The sequence below is a fragment of the Vreelandella halophila genome (assembly GCF_009856365.1).
In the GTDB taxonomy this organism is placed as follows: domain Bacteria; phylum Pseudomonadota; class Gammaproteobacteria; order Pseudomonadales; family Oleiphilaceae; genus Halospina; species Halospina utahensis_B.
The window spans coordinates 618,818-641,471 of record NZ_WMEX01000001.1 but is presented as its reverse complement, the minus strand read 5'-3'; the positions used below and the strand labels follow the sequence as shown (position 1 = coordinate 641,471).

Sequence of the window (22,654 nt, the reverse complement as noted above, 5' to 3'; positions counted from 1 at the left end):
GCGTCAGGGGAGCAGGGGATGCTCTCCGGGAAACGCTGTAAATACATCCCTGTACGCTGCTCTTCCGCCATCCATGGCTCCAGAGCTTCCCTCCGAGCATCCCCTGCTCCCCTGAACGAAATGTTCAAACGCTGAAGCAGCCCGTGATGCACGGCGCTGGTCGACGATTGCAACTGGATGATCAGTGGGCGGGATTTCGGGGATTGCTCGGAGGGAAGCTCGGTGGCCAGGGACGGCCACCGCGCAGCCTACAGGGACGTACTTGTGGCGATTCCCGGAGAGCAATCCCCGGAAGCCCGTCCACCATGCAATAGACCAACAGGTTTGAGACGACGCCTCTCAGCCATATCTTAAAGCCGCCTCCTTCAACTTATTCGCCTCATCCCGCAACCGAGCCGCCTTCTCAAACTCCAGATTCGACGCCGCCTTGTACATCTCATCCTCAAGCCGGTCGATCTCCTTCATCATCTGATCCGCATCCTTGCCGTGCACATCCACCGAATAATCCGCCGACGACTCGGCCACCTCACGGCTCCCGTCGCCGCGCTTACGCTGCACATGCACACCCTCCATGATGTCCGCCACCTTCTTATCCAGCCCCTTGGGCGTGATCCCGTGCTCCTCGTTATGAGCCATCTGCTTCTCGCGCCGGCGCTCCGTCTCATCAATAGCGCGGCGCATCGACCCCGTCTCACGGTCCGCGTACAGGATCGCCTTGCCATTCACATTCCGGGCAGCACGCCCCATGGTCTGGATCAGGGATCGATCCGAACGCAGAAAGCCCTCCTTGTCCGCATCCAGGATCGCCACAAGCGAGACCTCGGGCATATCCAGCCCCTCGCGCAGCAGGTTGATACCCACCAGCACATCGAACTCACCCCGGCGCAGATCGCGCACAATCTCCACACGCTCCACGGTATCCACATCCGAGTGCAGATAACGCACCCGCACATTGTGCTCCTCCAGGAAGTCCGTCAGATCCTCCGCCATGCGCTTGGTCATGGTGGTCACCAGCACCCGTTCCCCTGCCTCAGCACAGCGGCGAACTTCCGAAAGCAGATCATCCACCTGGGTCGTGGCCGGGCGCACCTCGATCTCCGGATCCACCAGCCCCGTAGGCCGTACCACCTGTTCGGCCACCTGGCCCGCATGCTCCGCCTCGTACTTGGCCGGCGTCGCTGAAACAAAGATCATCTGGGGCGCTATGCGCTCCCACTCATCAAACCGCATGGGTCTGTTGTCCAGGGCCGATGGCAGGCGGAAGCCATACTCCACCAGCGTCTCCTTGCGCGAGCGGTCGCCCTTGTACATGCCCCCGATCTGGGGAATGGTCACGTGGGACTCGTCGATCATCATAAGCGCGTTGTCGGGCAGATAGTCGAAGAGCGTTGGCGGTGCCGCCCCCGGTTCGCGCCCCGACAGGTAGCGGGAGTAGTTCTCGATGCCGTTGCAGTACCCCAGCTCGAGCATCATCTCCATGTCGTAGCGGGTCCGCTCCTCCAGCCGCTGGGCCTCCAGCAGCTTGTTGTTGGCACGCAGCTGCTTCAAGCGCTCATCCAGCTCCTCCTTGATGGAATCCACCGCATTCAGGATTTTCTCGCGCGGCGTCACATAGTGCGTCTTGGGGTAGATGGTGACACGCGGCACACGCTGGATGATCTCCCCGGTCAGCGGATCGAACCAGGCGATGTTCTCCACCTCGTCATCAAACAGCTCAATACGTACCGCCTGGTCCTCGGACTCCGCCGGGAAAACATCGATCACCTCGCCGCGCACCCGGTAATTACCCCGCTGCAGCTCGGTATCGTTACGGGTGTACTGCAGCTCCGCCAGCCGCCGCACGATGTCGCGCTGGTCCACCTGCTCGCCCCGGGTCACGTGCAGGATCATGCGCAGGTAGGACTCCGGATCCCCCAGGCCGTAGATGGAGGACACGGTGGAGACGATAATGGCGTCCGGGCGCTCCAGCAGGGCCTTGGTCGCGGAAAGCCGCATCTGCTCGATGTGCTCGTTCACGGAGGCATCCTTCTCAATGAAGGTATCCGAGGCCGGCACATAGGCCTCCGGCTGGTAGTAGTCGTAATAGGAGACGAAGTACTCGACGGCGTTGTCCGGAAAGAAGTCCCGGAATTCACCGTAGAGCTGGGCAGCCAGCGTCTTGTTATGGGCCATGATGATGGTCGGGCGCTGCACCTGCTCAATCACCTTGGCCATGGTGAAGGTCTTGCCCGAGCCGGTAACACCAAGCAGTGTCTGGTGCATCAGGCCGTCATGAATGCCCTCAACCAGCTTCTCAATCGCCTGGGGCTGGTCGCCCGCAGGCTCGAAATCCGAAGCCACTCGGAACGTCAGGTCGTCTTTCGACATAGGGTTACGTCTCTTTCGGATCCGGGGGATCGCACATGGCAGGAAAGCTCATGCTATCATGTTCACAACGTTGTTCCGGCACACCGACTTTTCAACAGGAGCCCGAGTTTGAGCGCGCAACTGTCCAACCGCGTCCAGCAGATCAAGCCCTCACCCACCCTCGCCATCACCAGCAAGGCAGCCGAGCTGCGCGCTGCCGGCCAGGACATCATCGGCCTGGGTGCCGGCGAGCCCGACTTTGATACCCCCGAGCACATCAAGCAGGCGGCGGTGGACGCCCTCAATGCCGGCAAGACCAAGTACACCCCGGTGGACGGCACGCCCGAGCTCAAGGACGCCATCATCGAGAAGTTCCGCCGGGACAACAACCTGACCTACGAACGCAACCAGATTCTGGTCTCCTGCGGCGGCAAGCAGAGCTTCTTCAACCTGGCCCTGGCCCTGCTGAACCCGGGTGACGAGGTCATCATCCCCGCGCCGTACTGGGTCTCCTACCCGGATATGGTCAAGATCGCCGAGGGCACGCCCGTCATCCTTGAGAGCAGCGCCGACACCGGGTTCAAGGTCACTGCAGACCAGATCCGGGGGGCGCTGACCGAACGCACGAAGCTGGTCGTGATCAACAGCCCCTCCAACCCCAGCGGCAAGGCCTACAGCCGCGAGGAGCTGGCGGCCATCGGCGAAGTCCTGGAGGAATATCCGGACGTCATGATCGCCACCGACGACATGTACGAACACATCCTCTGGAACGGCGAGTTCATCAACATCGTCAACGCCACGCCTTCGCTCAAGAATCGCACCTTCGTACTCAATGGCGTCTCCAAGGCCTACTCGATGACCGGCTGGCGCATCGGCTACGCCGCTGGCCCGGCGGATGTGATCGGCGCCATGAAGAAAATCCAGTCCCAGAGCACTTCCAACCCGGCCTCCATCTCCCAGGCCGGCGCCACCGCCGCCCTGAACGGCCCCCAGGAGTGTGTCACCGAGATGCTGAAGGCCTTCCACGAGCGTCATGACTATGTCGTGAAGGCCCTGAACGAACTGCCCGGTGTGGAATGCATCGAAAGCGATGGCACCTTCTACGCCTTCCCCGGCTTCCAGGGCGCCATCGAGGCGACCGAGGGCGTGAACAACGACGTGGAAATGGCCGAACACCTGCTCAACACCGCCGGCGTCGCCCTGGTTCCCGGCTCCGCTTTCGGCACCCCGGGCCATATGCGCCTGAGCTTCGCCACCAGCATGGATAACCTGAAAAACGCCATCGAGCGACTCGGGAAGGCTCTCAAGACTTGACGAAGGGGCCAAGCGCCCCTAATATACGCAGCGCTTATCCCCGATAGCTCAGTTGGTAGAGCACCTGACTGTTAATCAGGTTGTCGCTGGTTCGAGCCCAGCTCGGGGAGCCAGACATCACAAAAAGCCGCTCCACGGAGCGGCTTTTTCTGTTTCAGGGGCCCCAATGGCAAGCATCTACCTCGCCGGACCGGACGTCTTCTTCCCCGAGACCATCCGCAACCGCATCGAAGCCACCAAGAAGGCCATCCTCGCCGAACACGGCCTCGAAGCCCTCTCCCCCTGCGACAACAACCTGGACCTCGAAAACACCGACAACCCGGCCCGCGCCATCTACGAGGCCAACCGCACCCTCATGAACCAGGCCGACGGCCTCATCGCCAACCTCACGCCCTTCCGCGGCACCAGCGCCGACGCCGGCACCATCTTCGAACTCGGCTTCATGACCGCCCAGGGCAAGCCCGTCGCCGCCTACACCACCTGCGCCACCCCCTATAACCAGCGCGTCTCAGGCGGCTCCGAAACCGACACCAACGGCACCCTGGTTGAAGGATTCGGCCTGTGCGATAACCTGATGCTGGATTGTGGTATTGAAGCCAATGGTGGAGCGTTTATCTCAGGATCGCTGGAATGGCGGAGTGAGGGGTTCACTCCAGAAGAGTCATTTGACGAAGAGCTGTTCCGAAAGGCTGTTGAGATCCTGTCCAAGCACTTCTAACGGCCGGAACCACCCAAAAACTATCAGGGCAGGATGAGGCAGCACTAAGCGGGAAGCTCTGGAGCCATGGATGGCGGAAGAGCAGCGTACAGGGATGTATTTACAGCGTTTCCCGATTAGTGCTGCCTCATCCTGCCCCATGCAGCAACACAACAGGCTGGAGGATCACACGCAATGAGCAAGAACAAAGAAGGCGGCCTCGTCTACTCCACCGAAGCAGGCGGCAAAACCTGCCCCGAATGCCGCCACCCCCTCGACCAGTGCCAGTGCAGCAACGAAACCCGCTCAACCAGCAGCGACGGCACCGTCCGCATCCAGCGCGAAACCAAGGGCCGCAAAGGCAAAGGCGTCACCCTCATCACAGGCCTCGACCTCCCCGAAAAAGACCTCAAGGCCCTCGCCAAAACCCTCAAGGCCAAATGCGGCACCGGCGGCACCATCAAGGACGGCGTCATTGAAATCCAGGGCGACCACCGCGACACCCTGCTTGCCGAGCTCGAAAAGAAAGGCTGGAAAGCGAAGAAAGCCGGCGGCTAGACGCCCCGGCTTTCAGACAACTCCTGCTCGATCGCCACAAGTGCCGCCATCGGATCCTCCGCCCGCGTGATCGGCCGACCGATCACCAGGTCATCACTGCCGGCGGCAACCGCCTTTGCCGGCGTCATGACCCGCTGCTGATCGCCCTGGGCCGCAAAGGCCGGCCGGATCCCCGGCGTCACCAACCGGAAGTCAGCCCCCATGGCGTCACGCAACGACGGCGCCTCGGCCGCCGAACATACCACCCCGTCCAGACCGGACTCACGGGCCAGGCTGGAAAGACGATTCACCGTCGCACCGGCGCCCTCTTCCCAACCTATCTCCTTCAGCTCGGAATCGGTCAGGCTCGTGAGGACCGTCACCCCGATGAGGAACGGCCGATCCTCACCAAAGTTCTCCAGCTCGCGGACACAGGCCTCCATCATCCGGCGTCCGCCGGACGCATGGACGTTCACCATCCACACTCCCAGCTCCGCCGCCGAGGCCACAGCAGCGGCCGCGGTATTCGGAATATCATGGAATTTCAGATCCAGAAAGACCTCAAACCCCCGCCCCTGCAGGGCCTGCACGAACCCTGGACCAAAGCGGGTGAACATCTCCTTGCCCACTTTCAGCCGGCAACGGGCCGGGTCCAGCTGATCCACCAGCTGGAGTGCCTCCAGCCGGTCCGCAAAATCCAGCGCCACAATAATCGATGCCATCAATGACTCCCGTAACTACTCGCCCTCGACACCCTGATAGGGCTCGACGGTCTCCCAGTTCTTGCAGCTCGGACACAGCCAGTGCAGCTGCTGGCCACCAAAGCCACAGCGGGTGCACTGATAGGCGGGCCGCTTCTCCAGCAACCGCTGCCCGACCTGACGTACCAGATGGGGCGTGGTGCCCTGGCGCGGCTCCCGCCCCTCCTCCATTTCCAGCAGATGCATCAGGGCCCGAAGACTCGGGCGCTGCTGCAGTTCACCATGGAGCAGGTACAGTGCCTGGTCCCTGGAGTTGAAGCGCTCCTCCTCCTCTACCAGGCAGAGCAGCAGCGTGGTCGAGGGATGATGCCGATAGATCCGGTGCAGGCGCCGGCGAAGCTTTCGCTCAACCCCGAACTCCCGGGCCAGGCCGAGCAGGCGTCGTACCGCCTCCGGACCAAAGGCCGGGTTCTGGTCGAATACCTTCAGAAGCAGCTGCTGGGCCTCGCGCCAGTTGCCCCGTTCACGCGCCAGGTCCGCCAGAAGCAGACTGGCGCGGACACAGCCCGGATCGTACGACAGAGCCTGCTCAAGGAGCTCCCGTGGGTCCGGAACCCGGCTCACCGCTCCCTGATCCGAGGCCTGTTCACACAGAAGATGGGCAAGCTGCTTACGGATTTCCCGGGTATCGTTGATACCTACCAGGGTGCGCGCCACCTCCACAGCCTTCTCCCAGTCCCGCTCGCGCTGATAGATCAGCACCAGCTGCTCCGCCGCACGGGCGCCATAGGAGCGGGTGCCCAGCAGCTCGTGCAACAGCGCCTCGGCCCGATCCAGGAGCCCGGCTGCCAGATAGTCCAGTGCCAGCTCGTAGGTCACCTGCGAGGAATAGCGGCCCGGCAGCTCCGGTCGCGCCAGCAGGTTCTGGTGGATCAGGGTTGCCCGCTCGACTTCGCCCCGATCACGGAAGTGGGCACCAATGGAGAGATGGAGGTTCACCGTCTCCCGGTTGACGTCCAGCGAGTCCAGGAAGGATTCAATGGCTTCGTCGGAATAGTTGGTGAACAGGAACTGGAGACGTTCCCGGAGCCGATCCTCATCATCAATGGGAGCGGGTGAGGCCTGCCGACGCAGCCGCCAACGCCCCAGCGCCCAGCCGGTGCCGACAGCCACCGCCAGCAACAGCCACTGCAGGATGGTGTTCATTCAATACTCTTGACTGGATCCCGTTGCAGCCCACGAGATGACTGTTCAGACTTGCGAAGTTTCCGTTCCGCCCGCCTGCGCCCGGCCCTTGCCCGCATCAGCGGTACCAGCATGGCGGCCACCCCCAGAAGGGCGCCCACGATCAGGGTCAGCACCAGGACCAGCGCCACGCTTATCGGTGGCGTCTGCACCAACAGAAGATCCAGCACCACCTCCTGGCGATTGCTGAAGCTGAACAGCATCGCCGCCAGTCCCAGCACCAGCGCCAGCAGAACAAGAACAATACGACGTATCCTGGCCATCCGGCCCTCCCTGCCGGATCAGTAGCCGGCCTTCATGCTGTCATTGACCTTCTCGCGCAGATCCTTGCCCGGTTTGAAATGGGGAACATACTTTTCGGGCAGATTCACGGATTCGCCGGTCTTGGGATTGCGACCCACCCGCGGCGCCCGGTAGTGCAGGGAGAAGCTCCCGAATCCGCGGATCTCGATCCGCTCCCCTTCGGCAAGGGACTGGGACATATGATCAATGATCGTCTTGACCGCCAGCTCCACATCCTTGCCGGAAAGCTGGGACTGTTTCGAGGCGATCACTTCTACCAGTTCGGATTTCGTCATGGTCCTGTCCTTCCTCACAGGTTCAGCAACGCCTTAAGTTTAGCGAACCTGATGAAAAAGACAAAAAAAACGGGCTGTTACAGCCCGTTTTTTTTAACGCTTTGCGGCAGAACCGGCTTCAGCCGTTGTCGTTCTGCTGCATCTGCTCCTTGATCAGGTCACCAATGGTGGTGGCGCTGCTGCTGTTGTCAGCCTTTTCGCGCACATCCCGCATGGCTTCCTTGTCGTCCTCAACGTCCTTGGACTTGATCGACAGGTTGATCACGCGGTTCTTGCGGTCAACGCTGATGATCTTGGCTTCCACCTCATCGCCTTCCTGGAGCACATTGCGTGCGTCCTCAACCTTGTCACGGCTGATTTCAGAGGCCTTGAGCGTGGCTTCCACCTCTTCATTCAGGGTCACGGTTGCGCCCTTGGCATCAACACTGCTCACGGTGCCTGTCACGATGCTGCCGCGGTCATTGACCTGAGTGAACTCGGCGAAGGGATCGCTCTCGAGCTGCTTGATACCCAGCGAGATGCGCTCACGCTCCGGATCCACGGACAGGATGACGGTTTCAACCTCGTCGCCCTTCTTGTACTTGCGGACCGCTTCCTCGCCGGTTTCGTTCCAGCTGATGTCGGATAGATGCACCAGGCCGTCGATGCCGCCCTCAAGGCCGATGAAGATACCGAAGTCCGTAATGGACTTGATCTTGCCGGTAATCCGATCGCCCTTGTTGTAGTTCTGGGAGAACTCTTCCCAGGGGTTCGGCTGGCACTGCTTGATGCCCAGCGAGATACGACGGCGCTCCTCGTCGATGTCGAGGATCATCACCTCAATCTCATCGCCTACATCCACAACCTTGGAGGGATGGATGTTCTTGTTGGTCCAGTCCATTTCGGAGACGTGCACCAGACCTTCGACGCCCTCTTCCAGCTCGGCGAAGCAGCCGTAGTCGGTCAGGTTGGTAACCTTGGCCGGTACGCGGGTGTTTTCCGGATAGCGGCCCTTGATGTTGACCCACGGATCCTCGCCCAGCTGCTTCAGACCCAGGGATACACGGTTGCGTTCACGGTCGAACTTGAGGACCTTGACGTTGATCTCGTCGCCAACGTTCACGATCTCGCTCGGATGCTTGATGCGCTTCCAGGCCATGTCCGTGATGTGGAGCAGGCCGTCCACGCCGCCCAGGTCCACGAAGGCACCGTAGTCGGTCAGGTTCTTGACGATACCCTTGATTTCCATGCCTTCGGTCAGCGTCTCGAGCAGCTGCTCACGCTCGGCGCTGTTCTCGGCTTCCAGCACGGCGCGGCGGGAAACAACCACGTTGTTGCGCTTGGCATCGAGCTTGATGACCTTGAAGTCGAGCTCTTTGTTCTCAAGGTGCGTGGTGTCGCGCACCGGGCGGACGTCGACCAGGGAGCCCGGCAGGAAGGCCCGGATGCCCTTGAGGTCGACAGTGAAACCGCCCTTGACCTTGCCATTGATCACACCCTTGACTGCATCTTCCGCCTCGAAGGCCTTTTCCAGTTCCTTCCAGGCTTCAGCGCGCTTCGCTTTCTCGCGCGACAGGCGGGTTGCCCCGAAACCGTCTTCCACGGCGTCCAGCGCCACGTCAACCTCATCGCCTGCCGCGACTTCCAGCTCCCCGTTCTCGTTGTAGAACTGGGAAACCGGGATGATGCCCTCGGACTTGAGTCCCGCGTTGACCGTGACCCAGTCACTGTCAACGTCCACAACCGTGGCCTTGACAATGGACCCCGGCTGCATATCAATGTCTTTCAGGCTCTCTTCAAAAAGTTCCGCAAAGCTTTCGCTCATTGTGTGTCCTATGTGATCAATACCAAGCTCCCCGCGAGCCAGCCCTCCGGGGTCTGTTCACCATACACCCACGCACCGCCATGCTGGTCTCACGCGGCCCGCCGGCACTTTTCCAATAACAAAAAGGCGCTGTCAGGTACGGCCCGTTACTGCCAGGACCTGGTCCAGCACCTCGTCAATGGACAATCCGGTTGTTTCCACAACCTGCGCATCGTGCGCCGGTTTGAGCGGCGCTGTGGAACGGTTCATGTCCCGTTCATCCCGCGCCTGAATCTCTTTTACAAGGTCGGGGAGTCTAACATTCTCCCCCTGGGCCAGCAACTGCTCGTGCCGGCGCCGGGCCCGCTCCTCGGCTGAGGCAGTGAGGAAGATCTTGTGACTCGCATCCGGAAAAACCACCGTGCCCATATCGCGGCCGTCCGCCACCAGCCCCGGCGGCTGGCAGAAGTCGCGCTGGCGCTGCAGGAGCGCCTCGCGGACCGACGGGATGGCCGCCACACGCGAGGCACGGTCACCGCACTCCTCCGTGCGGATGGCGCCCGTTACCTCCTCGCCATCCAGAAAGACTCTAGCGGGCTCGTCGCCCGGACTGGGCTCAAAACGCACGTCCAGCGCCGCCGCCACCCCAGCCAGCAAAGTCTCGTCGTCGAAATCCACCGCCTGTTTCATGGCAGCCAGTGCCGTGAGGCGGTAGAGCGCGCCACTGTCCAGCAGATGCCAGCCCAGACGCCGCGCCAGGAGCTGGGTGATGGTGCCCTTGCCAGCGCCACCGGGGCCGTCCACGGCAATCACCGGTGCCTGTTCAGATGCTGTCATTGCGTCTCCTCGGAAGATTCAACCGTCAGCCCGACCTGGTTGGCCAGTGCCACAAAGCCCGGAAAGGAAGTAGCGACGTTCGCGCAGTCGTCAATGATCACCGGCCCGGATGCGCGCAGGGCCGCCACCGCGAAGGCCATGGCGATACGGTGGTCACCGTGGCTGTTGATCCGCCCGCCGCCGTAGGCACCACCCTGGATCAGGATCCCGTCCTCCCGGACCTCACTGACAACACCCAGAGCATCCAGCCCATCGGCCATGACCTGGATCCGGTCGCTTTCCTTGACCCGCAGTTCGGCGGCACCGGTCAGCTCGGTGCTGCCCTCGGCGTTCGCGGCCGCGACGAAAATCGCCGGGAACTCATCAATGGCCAGCGGGACCTGGTCCTCGGGAATGCGGATGCCCTTCAGCGGCGCATGGCGAACCCGCAGATCCGCCACCGGCTCACCGCCGGCCTCGCGTTCGTTATGCAACTCAATGGCCGCGCCCATCGCGCGCAGGATATTGACCACACCGATACGGGTCGGGTTGACGCCCACGTGGCGCAGCCACAGGTCCGAGTCCGGCGTAATGGCGGCAGCCACGATGAAGAAGGTGGCCGAGGAAATGTCCGCCGGCACATCGATAGAACAGGCGCTCAGGCGGCCACCGCCGGTCACACGCGCGGTCGGGCCGTCCTGCACCACGGGGTAGCCGAAGCCCTTGAGCATGCGCTCAGTATGGTCCCGGGTGGGCGCCGGCTCCGTCACCACGGTCTCACCCTCAGCATAGAGTCCGGCCAGCAGAAGGCAGGATTTGACTTGGGCGCTGGCCACGGGCAGTTCGTAATCAATACCTTTCAGCGGCTGGCCGCCGGCGATGTGCAGCGGGGGGCGACCACCCTCGCCCGTATCAATATGCGCTCCCATCAGCCGCAGCGGATCCGCTACCCGTGCCATGGGCCGGCGCGTGAGACTGGCATCGCCGGTCAGCTCGCTATCAAAGCGCTGCCCTGCCAGCAACCCAGCAAAAAGCCTCATGGCGGTGCCCGAATTGCCCACGTAGAGCGAACCATGGGGAGGCTGAAGCCCATTCAGGCCCACGCCGTGGATACGCACGAAGCCAGCATCCGGCCCCTCGATGGTTACCCCCATGTCACGGAAGGCCTGGAGCGTCGCGAGACTGTCCTCGCCCTCGAGGAAGCCAGAGACATCCGTTATGCCCTCAGCCAGGGCACCGAGCATGATGGCACGATGGGACATGGACTTGTCCCCGGGCACGCGGATGTCGCCCTGAACGGGACCGCCCGGCCGGGCGGTGTAGGTTACGGTCTGGTCGTTCATGGTGTTGAGATAGGCCTCACCGGAAAGGATTCGGGAAAAATGCTCGCGCGCCGCCTTGGCGCGGGTGAACACCTGCTGCAGACGTTGGCCGTCGCCGGCCTCGATGGCCGCACCGAGCTGGTCCAGATCACCACGGAAATGCCGCAGCGCTTCCAGCACCGCCTCGCGGTTCGCCAGGAAAATGTCCCGCCACATCACCGGATCACTGGCAGCGATGCGCGTGAAGTCCCGAAAGCCACCGGCGGCATAGCGGAAGATATCCTGGCTGTCGTCCTCGCCGGCCAGGGTATCCACCAGCGAGAAAGCGATCAGGTGGGGGAGATGACTGGTGGCGGCGAGGACCTCGTCATGCCGGGCGACGGACATGGTCAGAACCTCCGCCCCACAGGCCGACCAGAGGCGGCACACCTTCTCAAGCGCCCCGGCATCGGTTTCAGGTTCCGGGGTCAGGATCACCTTGTGCTCCCGGAACAGGTCCGGATCAGCAGCACCCACCCCGCTCTTCTCGGAGCCGGCGATCGGGTGGCCGGGAACAACTCTCGCGGGCAGTTCGCCGAAAACGCCACGCACATCCGCGAGGAACCCGCCCTTAACACTGCCCACATCCGTGAGCACCGCGCCCTCCGGCAAGGCATCACGGATCTGCGTCAGCACGGCGCGGTTGGCGCGCACGGGCACGGCCAGCACCACGAGATCCGCCCCCTGGACCGCGCGCGCCGCCTCCGTCTCGCTTTCATCGATCAGGCCCAGACGGCGCCCCTCCTCCAGAGGGCCCGGGCGCTCGTCACAGCCCACCACCGTGGCCACCAGCCCCCGGGCCTTCGCGGCCCGCGCCAGGGAACCGCCGATCAGCCCCAGGCCAATCACGACCATGCGCTGGAACAAAGGCGCGCCGCTGGCGGCCATCAGCCCAGCACCTTCTCCAGCGCCTCGAGACAGCGCCGGTTCTCGTGCTCGAGCCCGACCGACACACGCAGGTGCCGGGGCATGCCGTAAGCGCCCACAGGGCGGACAATGACACCCTCACGCAACAGTGCGTCATTCACTTCGTTGGCGTCCGTGCCGGTATCCAGGGCAATGAAGTTGGCAGCAGACGGGATGTAGTCCAGCCCCAGCCGGTCGAAGCCGCCTGCCAGTTGCTCCAGCCCTGCCCGGTTCACCTCGATGGCCCGGTCAATGTAGGCCTGGTCGTCGAGCACAGCCGTCGCCGCCGCCTGGGCAAGCGCATTGGCATTGAAAGGCTGGCGGACCCGATTGATAACGTCTGCAATCTCGGGGCTGGAGATGCCATACCCCATGCGCAGCCCCGCCAGGCCCCAGGCCTTGGAGAAGGTGCGCGAGACCACCAGGTTCGGGAACCCGCTGAGCCACTGGACGCCGTCCGCGTACTGGGGCCCCTGCAGGTACTCGCAGTAGGCCTCGTCCAGCACCACGATCACGTTCTCCGGCACCCGCTGGAGGAAGCGATACACCGCGTCTTTTTCCAAGACGGTTCCCGTGGGGTTATTCGGGTTGGCAACGAACACCACCCGGGTACGCTCGGTGATCGCCGCCGCCATGGCGTCCAGATCATGCCCCCAGTTCACGGCGGGCACCTTCACGTGATCCGCGCCGATGGCCTGGGTCACGATGGGGTAGACGGCGAAGGCATGCTCGGAATAGACAATTTCGGCGCCCGGCTCGGCAAAGGCGCGAGCCACCAGCTCAAGCACGTCGTTGGAGCCATTGCCAAAGGTCAGCATCTCCGGTGTCACGCTCAGGCGCTCCGCCAGGGTCTGGCGCAGTGTGTAGGCGGCGCCATCCGGGTAGCGGGTCACTTCAGGCAGGGCTTTTTCAACAGCCGCCGTCACGCGGTCACTGGGGCCGAGCGGGTTCTCGTTGCTGGCCAGCTTGACGATCCGCGCCGGATCCAGACCCAGCTCACGGGCCAGTTCATCCACCGGCTTGCCGGGCTGGTACGGCTGCAGGCCCTGCACCCCACGTGCGGCCAGTGCCTCGTAATCACAGCTCATCACAGCACCCCCATGGGATAGGAGCCCAGATGCTTCAGCTCCTGACTCTGGGCTTCGATCTCATCCAGCACCGCCCGGACGGCCGGCGCATCCCGGTGCCCGACGAAATCGATGTAGAACACATAGGCCCAGGTGGCGCTGGGCGAGGGCCGCGTTTCCAGTCGGGTCAGGTCGATCCCCTCGCGCTTGAACGGCTCCAGCAGCTCATAGAGCGCCCCCGGGCGGTTGCGTGTGGAGACCAGGATGGAGGTCTTGTCCTGCCCGCTGGGCGGCACCGCTTCGGTACCAATGATCAGGAAACGGGTGGTGTTGTCCGGGCGATCCTCGATGTTGCTGTGCGCGGGCTCGAGGCCATAGAGGGAGGCGGCCATGTCGCCGGCAATGGCGGCCGCGCCCTCTTCCTCACTGGCCAGGCGCGCGGCTTCACCATTACTGGAAACCTTGATGCGCTCGACCGCCGGCCAGTGACTGTCCAGCCATTTGCGGCACTGGGCGAAAGACTGCTGGTGCGAATAGATCCGCGTGATGCCGGCCTCGTCCTGGTCCGGGCGCCTGAGAAGATGGTGATGGATGCGCAGCTGCACCTCACCACAGATCTTCAGTGCCGACCCCATGAACATATCGAGGGTGTGATTGATCATGCCCTCGGTGGAGTTCTCCACCGGCACCACTCCGTACTGGGCGTTGCCGGACGCCACCTCGCGGAAGACATCATCGATGGCCGCCAGCGGTGTGCTGAGCACCGAATGACCGAAATGCTTGAGCGCCGCCGCCTGGGTGAAGGTCCCTTCAGGCCCCAGGAAGGCAATGGTCATGGGCTTTTCCAGCGCCAGGCAGGCGGACATCACCTCCCGGAACAGGCGCGCCATCTCTTCGTCCGCCAGCGGGCCCGGGTTACGCTCCCGCACGCGGCTCAGGATCCGGGCCTCACGCTCAGGGCGGTAGAACGCCACCTCTTCTCCCGGGTTGGCCTCCTGTTTCACCTCGGCCACGTCCCGGGCGCACTCGGCCCGTTCGCTGATCAGCCGCAGCAGGTCGTCATCGATCTGGTCAATGCGCTCGCGCAACCGGGCCAGGCGCGCCTCTTCGTCGCTCATGGTCAGCCTTTGTCTTTTTCGAATTCCGCCATGTAGTCAATCAGCGCCTCGATGCCGGCCTCCGGCATGGCGTTGTAGATGCTCGCGCGCATGCCGCCCACGGACCGGTGGCCCTTGAGGTTGAGCAGGCCGCGTGCCTCGGCGCCCTCAAGGAAGGCACTGTTGAGGCTGTCGTCCGCCAGAGTGAAGGGGACGTTCATCAGCGAGCGGTACTCCGGCTGCACCGGATTGGCGTAGAAGTCGCTCTCATCGATGAAACCGTAGAGGCGGTTGGCCTTGCGACGGTTGATGTCCGCCATGGCCTGGAGACCACCCTGGCGCTTGAGCCACTGGAACACCAGTCCGGCCAGGTACCACGCATAGGTGGGCGGCGTGTTGTACATGGAGTCCGCCTTGTCGTGAATGGCGTAATCCAGCATGGCCGGCGTGCCCTCGCGGGCATTGCCGATCAGATCCCGGCGCACGATCACGATGGTCAGCCCCGCGGGGCCGATGTTCTTCTGGGCGCCGGCGTAGATCATACCGAAGCGGCTCACGTCCACCGGCTCGGAGAGGATGGCCGAAGACCAGTCCGCTACCACGGGCACGTCGCCCGCCTCCGGAAAGCGGCTGTACGCCAGCCCGCCGATGGTCTCGTTGGGCGTGATGTGCAGATAGCGGGCGTCCGGGCGGGTGCGCCATTCAGCCGGGTCCGGCACATGGGTGTAGCCAGCGTCCTCGGAACTGGCCACTTCCTTAACGTCCGCCATCCGGCCCGCTTCGGCAATGGCCTTGCGCGACCAGACACCGGTATTGACGTAATCCACCGGGTCATTGGGCCCGGCCAGATTCAGCGGCACACCCGCGAACTGGCTGCTGGCGCCACCCTGCAGGAATAGCACCGCGTAATCATCCGGGATGCCCATCAGATCACGCAGATCCTGTTCCGCCTGCTGTGCGATGCTGACAAACGCATCACCGCGGTGACTCATCTCCATCACCGACAGGCCCTTGCCCTGCCAGTCCAGCATTTCATCGCGCGCCTGCGTCAGCACCTCCTCTGGAAGCGCTGCCGGGCCGGCGCAGAAGTTATAGGCTCGTGTCATGGGTCAGTCCTGTTCCCCGTTTTCGTCATCATCGTCACTGCTGTCCTCGATCCGCTGGATGCCCACCAGGCGCTCGTCATCACCGGTCATCCGGATCAGGCGCACGCCCTGGGTGTTGCGGCTGCTGATCGAGACATCCTCGATACCGGTGCGCACCAGGGTGCCCTGGTTGGTGATCAGCATGATCTCGTTCCCCTCAAACACCTGCAGCGCGCAGACCAGGTCACCGTTGCGCTCGGAGCGCTGCATCGCGATCACGCCCTGGCTGCCACGGCTGTAGGCCGGAAATTCACTCACCTTCGTGCGCTTGCCATAGCCGTGCTCGCTGGCCGTGAGGATATAGCCCTCGGGATCCGGCTGGATCAGCGAGACCACCTGTTCGCCGGCCTTGAGCCGGATGCCGCGCACACCACGGGCTGCCCGCCCCATCGAGCGCACCTGGTCCTCAGTGAAACGCACTGCCTTGCCGGAAGTGGCGAGCATCATGATCTCGGTGCTGCCATCGGTAATGACCGCACCGATCAGGTGGTCGCCCTCGTCCAGATTGGTGGCGATCAGACCGGAACTGCGCGGACGTGAGAAGTTCTCCAGCGGCGTCTTCTTGACCGTGCCGTTGGCCGTGGCCATGAACACGTAATGACCCTCGGTGTACTCGCGTACCGGAAGGAAGGTGGAGATGCGCTCATCATCGTCCAAGGGCAGGATGTTGACCATGGGCCGGCCACGGGAGTTGCGGCTGCCCTGCGGGATCTCGAACACGCGCAGCCAGTAGACCTTACCCTTGTCCGTGAAGCACAGGATGGTGTCGTGGGAGTTGGCCACCAGCAGCGTCTCGATGAAGTCCTCATCCTTCATGCTGGTGGCGGACTTACCACGGCCACCCCGGCGCTGGGCCCGGTAGTCCTCCAGCGGCTGCGTCTTGGCGTAGCCGTTGTGGGAGATGGTAACCACCAGGTCCTCTTCGTCGATCAGGTCCGCCGTGGTCAGATCCTGGCGCGAGCTCACGATCTCGGTACGGCGTTCATCGCCGTACTCGTCGCGGATTTTCTCGAGTTCCTCGCGGATCACCTGCATGAGGCGGTCCGGATTGCTCAGGATATCGATGAGATCCTCGATCTTCGCGAGGATTTCCTTGTACTCAGTGAACAGCTTCTCGGTCTCAAGACCGGTCAGGCGGTGCAGGCGCAGGTCGAGGATGGCTTGGGCCTGTTCCGGGGAGAGATTGTACTTCCCATCGCGCAGGCCATAGCCCTCCGGCAGGTCATCCGGACGGCAGGCATCGGCGCCGGCACGTGCGAGCATGTCGTTGACCTGCCCTGGCTGCCAGCCCTGGGCCAGAAGCTTTTCCTTCGCCTCGGCGGCACCCGGCGAGGCCTTGATCAGCTCGATCACCTCGTCGATGTTGGCCAGCGCCACGGAGAGCCCTTCCAGCACATGGCCGCGCTCGCGCGCCTTGCGCAGCTCATAGATGGTGCGGCGTGTGACCACCTCGCGCCGATGCAGCAGGAAGCGCTCCAGCATCTGCTTGAGGTTCAGGGTCTGGGGTTCACCGTCGACCAGGGCGACGCAGTTGATGCCGAACACATTCTCGAGCTGCGTGTTCTTGAACAGGTTGTTGACGATCACCTCGGGGTTCTCGCCCTTGCGCACCTCGATCACGATGCGGATGCCTTCCTTGCTGGACTCATCCCGCAGCTCGCTGATGCCCTCGAGGCGCTTTTCCTTGACCAGTTCCGCAATCTTCTCGATCAGCCGCGCCTTGTTCACCTGGTACGGCAGCTCATTGAAGATGATGGCATCCCGACCGGTCTTCTTATCATGCTCGATCTCGTGACGGGCACGCACGTAGATCCGACCGCGGCCGGTCCGGTATGCCTGAACAATGCCCGCGCGGCCGCTGATCAGACCCTCTGTGGGGAAGTCCGGCCCCGGAATGTATTCCATCAGGTCATCAACGGTGAGCGAGTCGTCGTCCACCAGTGCCAGGCAGGCCTCGACCACTTCCCGCAGGTTGTGCGGCGGGATGTTGGTGGCCATGCCCACGGCGATGCCGGAGGAGCCGTTGACCAGCAGATTGGGAACCCGGGTGGGCAGCACTTCGGGGATCTGCTCGGTGCCGTCGTAGTTGGGCACATAGTCGACGGTTTCCTTGTCCAGATCCGCCAGCAGCTCGTGAGCGAGCTTGCGCATCCGCACCTCGGTGTAACGCATCGCCGCCGCGTTGTCGCCATCGATGGAACCGAAGTTGCCCTGGCCGTCCACCAGCGTGTAGCGCAGGGAGAAGGGCTGAGCCATGCGTACGATGGTGTCGTACACGGCCGCGTCACCGTGGGGGTGATATTTACCAATGACATCACCCACCACACGGGCGGACTTCTTGTAGGCCTTGTTCCAGTCGTTGCCGAGCTCGTCCATGGCGAAGAGCACCCGGCGGTGCACCGGCTTGAGCCCATCCCGCACATCCGGCAGCGCACGCCCCACGATCACGCTCATGGCGTAATCCAGGTAGGACTGTTTGAGTTCTTCTTCGATGTTAACCGGCAGGATTTCTCTGGCTAGCTCTCCCATCGGGACGTCATCCTTCCTGTATTCTGGCGGTGGTCTGCGGCGTGCTGCCCGGGCACGCCAAAGCCGCCAATAATACCACAGAAAGGATGACCCCGGGGAATCGGCGTCTCCGGAATGGGCCCCGAACGGGGCCCGGAAGGATCAGGCGTCAGGCTCCCGCCAGTTCGTCGGTACGCGCCGCCATAATGAAGTCATTGCGGTGCAGCCCGCCGATCTTGTGGGTCCACCAGGTGACCGTCACCTTGCCGTATTCGGTGGTAATCATCGGGTGGTGATCCACTTCCTCGGCCAGCTCACCCACCTTATTGGTAAAGGCCAGTGCCTCGGCAAAGTTCTTCAGCTTGAAGGTCCGCTCCAGCTGCTCTTCACCGTTACGGGTGACCGTGGTCCAGTCAGGCACCTCCGCCCCCAGCTCCTTTTTCTCCTGTTCCGTGGCCAGTGGCGAATCCTTGCTGCAGGCTTCACAGGTCTGCTTTGTCAGGTCGCTCATGATGCCTTCTCCCATTCTGTTTGTGTCGCCACCCCATCATCACGCGTTGCTGCAGCAGCGTAAAGGTGGAAGAGATGCTTCCAGGCCCCTTGCCCCACCCCCAAACAGCCCCCACAGTGGTTCTGTGAAGGAGTTCTTCACCCACCGATCCGTAGAGGAGAGGCTCCATGAACAACCCGCACTTCACCATGCCGAAGGTTCGCATCGTGGTCGCCGACGCCAGCCGTGCGCGCCTGTTCACCACCGATTCCCCCAAGGGCGACTTCACGGAGGTGGACACCCTGCTCAACCCCGAGGCCCGACTGCACGACGGCGACCTGACCACCGACCGGCCCGGTCGCCAGGCGGATGACATGCATGGTGGCCGCAGCGCTATGGAGGAACACAGCGAACCGAAAGAGGTGGAGGCTCAGCGCTTTGCCAAGGAGCTTGCAGAGACTCTTGAGCAGGCCCGCAAGCAAGGGGAAGTGGAGAAACTCTATATTGCCGCGCCACCCAGATTCCTGGGCGAACTGCGTAAGCACATGAAGCCGGAACTCAAGGCGATCATCGCGGAGGAGATCGGGAAGGATTTTTCCCAGATGAACGCCCGGGAACTGCGCAGGCACTTCCCGGAACGCATCAAGTAGGAGGAGCTGCCCCCTACAGGGAACGGCCCTTGGAGGCGGCGATACGCAGGCGGAGGGCATTCAGCTTGATGAAGCCTTCCGCGTCCTTCTGGTCATAGGCGCCCTCGTCTTCCTCAAAGGTCGCAACCTTCTCATCGAAGAGCGAATCCTCTGAGCGACGGCCCAGAACCTCTACGTTGCCCTTGTAGAGCTTGAGGCGCACATCGCCGTTGACGGGCCCCTGGGTCTCGTCAATCAGGGCCTGCATGGCGCGGCGCTCGGGGGCCCACCAGTAGCCGTTGTACACCACTTCCGCATAGCGCGGCATGATGCTGTCCTTCAGGTGGGCCACTTCCCGGTCCAGGGTAATGGACTCAATGGCGCGGTGCGCCTTGAGCATGACGGTGCCACCCGGCGTCTCGTAACAGCCACGGGACTTCATGCCCACGTAACGGTTCTCGACGATGTCGATGCGGCCGATGCCGTTATCGCCCGCCACTCTGTTCAGGTACGACAGCACCTCGTGGGGCTTCATGCGCTCGCCGTTGATGGCCACGATGTCACCGTTCTCGTAGGAGACGTCCAGAATCGTGGGCTCATCCGGCGCCTGCTCGGGCGATACACTCCAGCGCCACATGTCGTCCTCGGCCTGCGCCCAGGGGTCCTCCAGCACTTCACCCTCATAGGAGATATGCAGAAGGTTGGCGTCCATGGAGTAAGGCGACTTGCCCTGCTGCTTTTCCACCGGAATGCCGTGGTGGTCGCAGTAGTCCAGGAGCTTCTGGCGGGAGTTGAGGTCCCACTCACGCCAGGGAGCGATCACCTTGATGCCAGGCTTGAGCGCGTAGGCGCCCAGCTCAAAGCGCACCTGGTCGTTGCCCTTGCCGGTGGCGCCATGGGCAATGGCATCCGCCCCCGTCTCGTTGGCGATCTCCACCAGGCGGCGGGCGATCAGTGGCCGGGCAATGGAAGTACCCAGCAGGTACTCACCCTCGTAGACGGTGTTGGCACGGAACATCGGGAAGACGTAATCCCGCGCGAACTCCTCACGCAGGTCCTCGATGTAGATTTCCTTCACGCCCAGGCCCTTGGCCTTCTCACGCGCGGGCTCGACTTCCTCGCCCTGACCGATATCGGCAGTGAAGGTCACCACCTCGCAGTCGTAGGTTTCCTGGAGCCATTTGACGATGACGGAGGTATCGAGCCCCCCGGAGTAGGCCAGAACGACCTTGTTGATGTCTGACATCGCTGTTTCGCCTTATCCGGAATTCATGAACGCCGGGCTACCACGCGGCACCCGGGCCTGTTGATCGGTGGAGGGTATTTTACGGCAAGGGCGGGGTCCGGAGCCAATCCGGGTTCAGTCGACGATCACCAGATCCTTGCGCTGGGCCTGGGTCACCACCGGATCGGCTTCATCATCATCGTTTTCCCGTTCCAGCCGCACCGTGGCACGGCGGTGCCTCGGGCCGGGCGTTTCGACGCCGGCAACCGGATAGCGGTCCCCGTGGAAGCGCGTCACCAGCTGATCCTCCGGAACGCCCTGGTCCTGAAGATAGCCAGCCACCGCCTCCGCCCTCGCCTCCGAAAGCTCACGGTTGCGCAGAGGGGTGCCGATACTGTCCGTATGCCCATCCACGTAGACTTGCGTGATCCGGTCATCGGCTTTCACGTACAGGGCCACGTCATCAAGGCGCTCACGGGCTTCCTGGCTGAGTTTGGACTTGTCCAGATCGAACAGGACCACGGTGCGCTGGACCTGATCGTAGTTCACCGGCAGCAGCTCACTCTGACAGCGGCGGAAAGACTGGTGGGGACTGCCATAGTTGACATGATTGAGCCGAACCCGCACCGGCCGATCGCTCTGACGCGCCCGGCGCGTGAAGGTGGGCCTGCGCCCCTCCCGAAGGCTCGCAAGCATCCGCTCGCTGGTGCCGGAGGAAAGCTCCACGGGCCGGTCATGGTTATCCTCAACCCGGACATACCCCAGATCATCCACTGGCTTACCTGCTTTCCAGGAAGGCTGCTCGATCACCAGCGCTGCCTCACCAGCGCGCATGGGATTGCGGACAGGCTGCAGAAAGAAGCGCAGTGACTCCCCGGCACGGTGATAGAACACCGCCTCGCCATAACCGGGGACCGGATGCGTCAGCGTGCACGCAAAGATTGAATCCGAGAGGATCCAACGGCTGTTTTCGATGCCGGCAGAGAATGTCGTGCCCAGGGCGCCCGAGGGCAACCCGGCCATGACCAGCACGGCGACAATCCAGTGACGTGATTTCATGGTAATTGGAACCATTGTTCTGACGCTTCACCCCCGGGTATCGGCAGCAAGCACCGGAACTTGAGCCCCGGATCTTCTGGTATACTTCGCGCCATGACTGACACGCTGACACTGATCCGACCCGACGACTGGCACCTGCATGTCCGAGATGGTGACCTCATGCGCCAGGTGGTTCCCGCCTCGGCACGACGCTTCGGACGCGCCATCATCATGCCCAATCTGACACCGCCGGTCACCACGGCAGCTCAGGCCCTGGATTACCGTGAGCGGATCCGCAGCGCTGTGCCGGCCGGCAGCGCGTTTGAGCCACTGATGACGCTCTACCTCACGGACAATACCACGCCGGACATGATCCGCGAGGCGGCCCGTGCAGGCGTGGTGGCCTGCAAGCTCTACCCGGCGGGCGCCACCACGAACTCCGACTCCGGCGTCACCGACATCCGTCATATTGATGCCGCCCTGGAAACCATGGCGGAAGAGGGCCTGCTGCTGCTCACCCATGGTGAAGTGACCCGCCCCGAAGTCGATATCTTCGACCGGGAAAAGGTCTTCATCGACGAGGTCCTGGCGCCCCTTCTCGAACGGCTTCCCCGGCTGCGGGTGGTCATGGAGCATATTACGACGGCGGACGCCGCTGACTTCGTCAGATCCAGAGAGCGCAACCTGGGAGCCACCATCACGCCCCAGCACCTGCTGTTCAACCGCAATCACCTGCTGGTGGGCGGCATCCGGCCACATTTCTACTGCCTACCGATCCTCAAGCGCCAGCGTCATCAGCAGGCGCTGCAGGAAGCCGCCACCAGTGGTGATCCCCGGTTCTTTCTGGGCACGGACTCCGCGCCCCATGACCGCCACCGCAAGGAAACGGGCTGCGGCTGTGCGGGCTGCTATTCAGCCTACGCAGCCATCGAGCTCTATGCCCATTTCTTTGAGCAAGCCGGTGCCCTGGAGCGCCTGGAAGGCTTCGCTTCCCTGCATGGAGCGGACTTCTACGGGCTGCCGCGCAATACCGGCCGCATCACCCTGCGCCGTGAACCGCACCCGATTCCCGATGTCCTCCATGAAGATGGTCACCCCATTGTGCCCCTGAATGCCGGCGACACCCTGAACTGGCGGATCGACGACGGGGAGAGCCCGGAGTGAGCAGCCA

General features: G+C 63.0%; 20 protein-coding genes and 1 tRNA gene. 6 read left to right on the top strand and 15 right to left on the bottom strand.

Annotation, left to right across the window (positions count from 1 at the left end):
* Positions 1-339: 339 nt before the first annotated feature.
* Entirely contained in the window at positions 340-2,367 is a 2,028-nt protein-coding gene (uvrB, locus tag GLW01_RS02850) for an excinuclease ABC subunit UvrB (RefSeq protein ID WP_160898062.1), read from the bottom strand.
* A gap of 108 nt (positions 2,368-2,475) precedes the next feature.
* Here uvrB and GLW01_RS02845 point away from each other — a divergent pair, with 108 nt between their 5' ends.
* From GLW01_RS02845 to GLW01_RS02830, 4 genes are all read left to right on the top strand, one after another.
* Positions 2,476-3,660 (top strand): pyridoxal phosphate-dependent aminotransferase, encoded by a 1,185-nt coding sequence (locus tag GLW01_RS02845; protein WP_151439027.1) that lies wholly within the window; start codon positions 2,476-2,478, stop codon positions 3,658-3,660.
* A gap of 37 nt (positions 3,661-3,697) precedes the next feature.
* A tRNA-Asn gene (locus GLW01_RS02840) sits at positions 3,698-3,773 on the top strand.
* 53 nt (positions 3,774-3,826) lie between these two features.
* Positions 3,827-4,378 (top strand): nucleoside 2-deoxyribosyltransferase, encoded by a 552-nt coding sequence (locus GLW01_RS02835; RefSeq protein WP_160898061.1) that lies wholly within the window; start codon positions 3,827-3,829, stop codon positions 4,376-4,378.
* A gap of 174 nt (positions 4,379-4,552) precedes the next feature.
* Entirely contained in the window at positions 4,553-4,915 is a 363-nt protein-coding gene (locus GLW01_RS02830) for a translation initiation factor Sui1 (protein ID WP_151439025.1), read from the top strand.
* On the opposite strand, the gene pyrF is transcribed toward GLW01_RS02830, so the two are convergent.
* From pyrF to GLW01_RS02770, 12 genes are all read right to left on the bottom strand, one after another.
* On the bottom strand, positions 4,912-5,616 hold the full coding sequence (pyrF, locus tag GLW01_RS02825; RefSeq protein WP_160898060.1) for an orotidine-5'-phosphate decarboxylase: 705 nt from the start codon (positions 5,614-5,616) through the stop codon (positions 4,912-4,914). The two genes, GLW01_RS02830 and pyrF, sit on opposite strands and share 4 nt — an antisense overlap.
* A 15-nt stretch (positions 5,617-5,631) precedes the next feature.
* Positions 5,632-6,801 carry a lipopolysaccharide assembly protein LapB gene (lapB, locus tag GLW01_RS02820; protein WP_095617476.1) on the bottom strand — a complete coding sequence of 390 codons (1,170 nt, stop codon included), beginning with the start codon at positions 6,799-6,801 and terminating at the stop codon, positions 5,632-5,634.
* The gene (locus tag GLW01_RS02815; RefSeq protein ID WP_151439023.1) at positions 6,798-7,103 is read right to left on the bottom strand and encodes a lipopolysaccharide assembly protein LapA domain-containing protein; all 306 of its coding nucleotides are present in this window, start codon (positions 7,101-7,103) and stop codon (positions 6,798-6,800) included. Before GLW01_RS02815 ends, lapB begins: the two co-directional genes overlap by 4 nt.
* Before the next feature lie 18 nt (positions 7,104-7,121).
* Positions 7,122-7,418: an integration host factor subunit beta gene (locus GLW01_RS02810; protein ID WP_077530832.1), complete on the bottom strand. Its 297-nt coding sequence runs from the start codon at positions 7,416-7,418 to the stop codon at positions 7,122-7,124.
* A 118-nt stretch (positions 7,419-7,536) separates the two neighbouring features.
* Positions 7,537-9,222 carry a 30S ribosomal protein S1 gene (gene rpsA, locus GLW01_RS02805; RefSeq protein WP_095617478.1) on the bottom strand — a complete coding sequence of 562 codons (1,686 nt, stop codon included), beginning with the start codon at positions 9,220-9,222 and terminating at the stop codon, positions 7,537-7,539.
* A 132-nt stretch (positions 9,223-9,354) separates the two neighbouring features.
* Complete coding sequence (gene cmk, locus GLW01_RS02800; RefSeq protein WP_160898059.1) at positions 9,355-10,038, bottom strand: (d)CMP kinase; 684 nt, start codon at positions 10,036-10,038, stop codon at positions 9,355-9,357.
* Positions 10,035-12,266, bottom strand: a complete 2,232-nt coding sequence (locus GLW01_RS02795) for a bifunctional prephenate dehydrogenase/3-phosphoshikimate 1-carboxyvinyltransferase (RefSeq protein ID WP_160898058.1) — start codon at positions 12,264-12,266, stop codon at positions 10,035-10,037. The genes cmk and GLW01_RS02795 overlap by 4 nt, the downstream gene beginning before the upstream one ends.
* Complete coding sequence (hisC, locus tag GLW01_RS02790) at positions 12,266-13,372, bottom strand: histidinol-phosphate transaminase (protein WP_160898057.1); 1,107 nt, start codon at positions 13,370-13,372, stop codon at positions 12,266-12,268. The genes GLW01_RS02795 and hisC overlap by 1 nt, the downstream gene beginning before the upstream one ends.
* Complete coding sequence (gene pheA / locus GLW01_RS02785) at positions 13,372-14,469, bottom strand: prephenate dehydratase (RefSeq protein ID WP_151439019.1); 1,098 nt, start codon at positions 14,467-14,469, stop codon at positions 13,372-13,374. The genes hisC and pheA overlap by 1 nt, the downstream gene beginning before the upstream one ends.
* 2 nt (positions 14,470-14,471) lie before the next feature.
* Positions 14,472-15,554, bottom strand: a complete 1,083-nt coding sequence (gene serC, locus GLW01_RS02780; RefSeq protein WP_095617483.1) for a 3-phosphoserine/phosphohydroxythreonine transaminase — start codon at positions 15,552-15,554, stop codon at positions 14,472-14,474.
* Between the two features lie 3 nt (positions 15,555-15,557).
* A complete protein-coding gene (gene gyrA, locus GLW01_RS02775; protein ID WP_160898056.1) occupies positions 15,558-18,122 on the bottom strand; it encodes a DNA gyrase subunit A in 2,565 nt (854 codons plus the stop codon).
* Between the two features lie 148 nt (positions 18,123-18,270).
* Entirely contained in the window at positions 18,271-18,612 is a 342-nt protein-coding gene (locus GLW01_RS02770; protein WP_095617621.1) for a 4a-hydroxytetrahydrobiopterin dehydratase, read from the bottom strand.
* Positions 18,613-18,779: 167 nt separating this feature from the next.
* Here GLW01_RS02770 and GLW01_RS02765 point away from each other — a divergent pair, with 167 nt between their 5' ends.
* Positions 18,780-19,241: a VLRF1 family aeRF1-type release factor gene (locus GLW01_RS02765; protein ID WP_202405519.1), complete on the top strand. Its 462-nt coding sequence runs from the start codon at positions 18,780-18,782 to the stop codon at positions 19,239-19,241.
* A 13-nt stretch (positions 19,242-19,254) separates the two neighbouring features.
* Here the strand turns inward: GLW01_RS02765 and GLW01_RS02760 are convergent, their stop codons facing one another.
* Complete coding sequence (locus GLW01_RS02760; protein WP_095617486.1) at positions 19,255-20,466, bottom strand: argininosuccinate synthase; 1,212 nt, start codon at positions 20,464-20,466, stop codon at positions 19,255-19,257.
* 114 nt (positions 20,467-20,580) lie between these two features.
* Positions 20,581-21,504 carry a flagellar protein MotY gene (locus GLW01_RS02755; RefSeq protein ID WP_160898055.1) on the bottom strand — a complete coding sequence of 308 codons (924 nt, stop codon included), beginning with the start codon at positions 21,502-21,504 and terminating at the stop codon, positions 20,581-20,583.
* A 93-nt stretch (positions 21,505-21,597) separates the two neighbouring features.
* Here GLW01_RS02755 and pyrC point away from each other — a divergent pair, with 93 nt between their 5' ends.
* On the top strand, positions 21,598-22,647 hold the full coding sequence (gene pyrC, locus GLW01_RS02750; RefSeq protein ID WP_151439014.1) for a dihydroorotase: 1,050 nt from the start codon (positions 21,598-21,600) through the stop codon (positions 22,645-22,647).
* Positions 22,648-22,654: the final 7 nt, after the last annotated feature.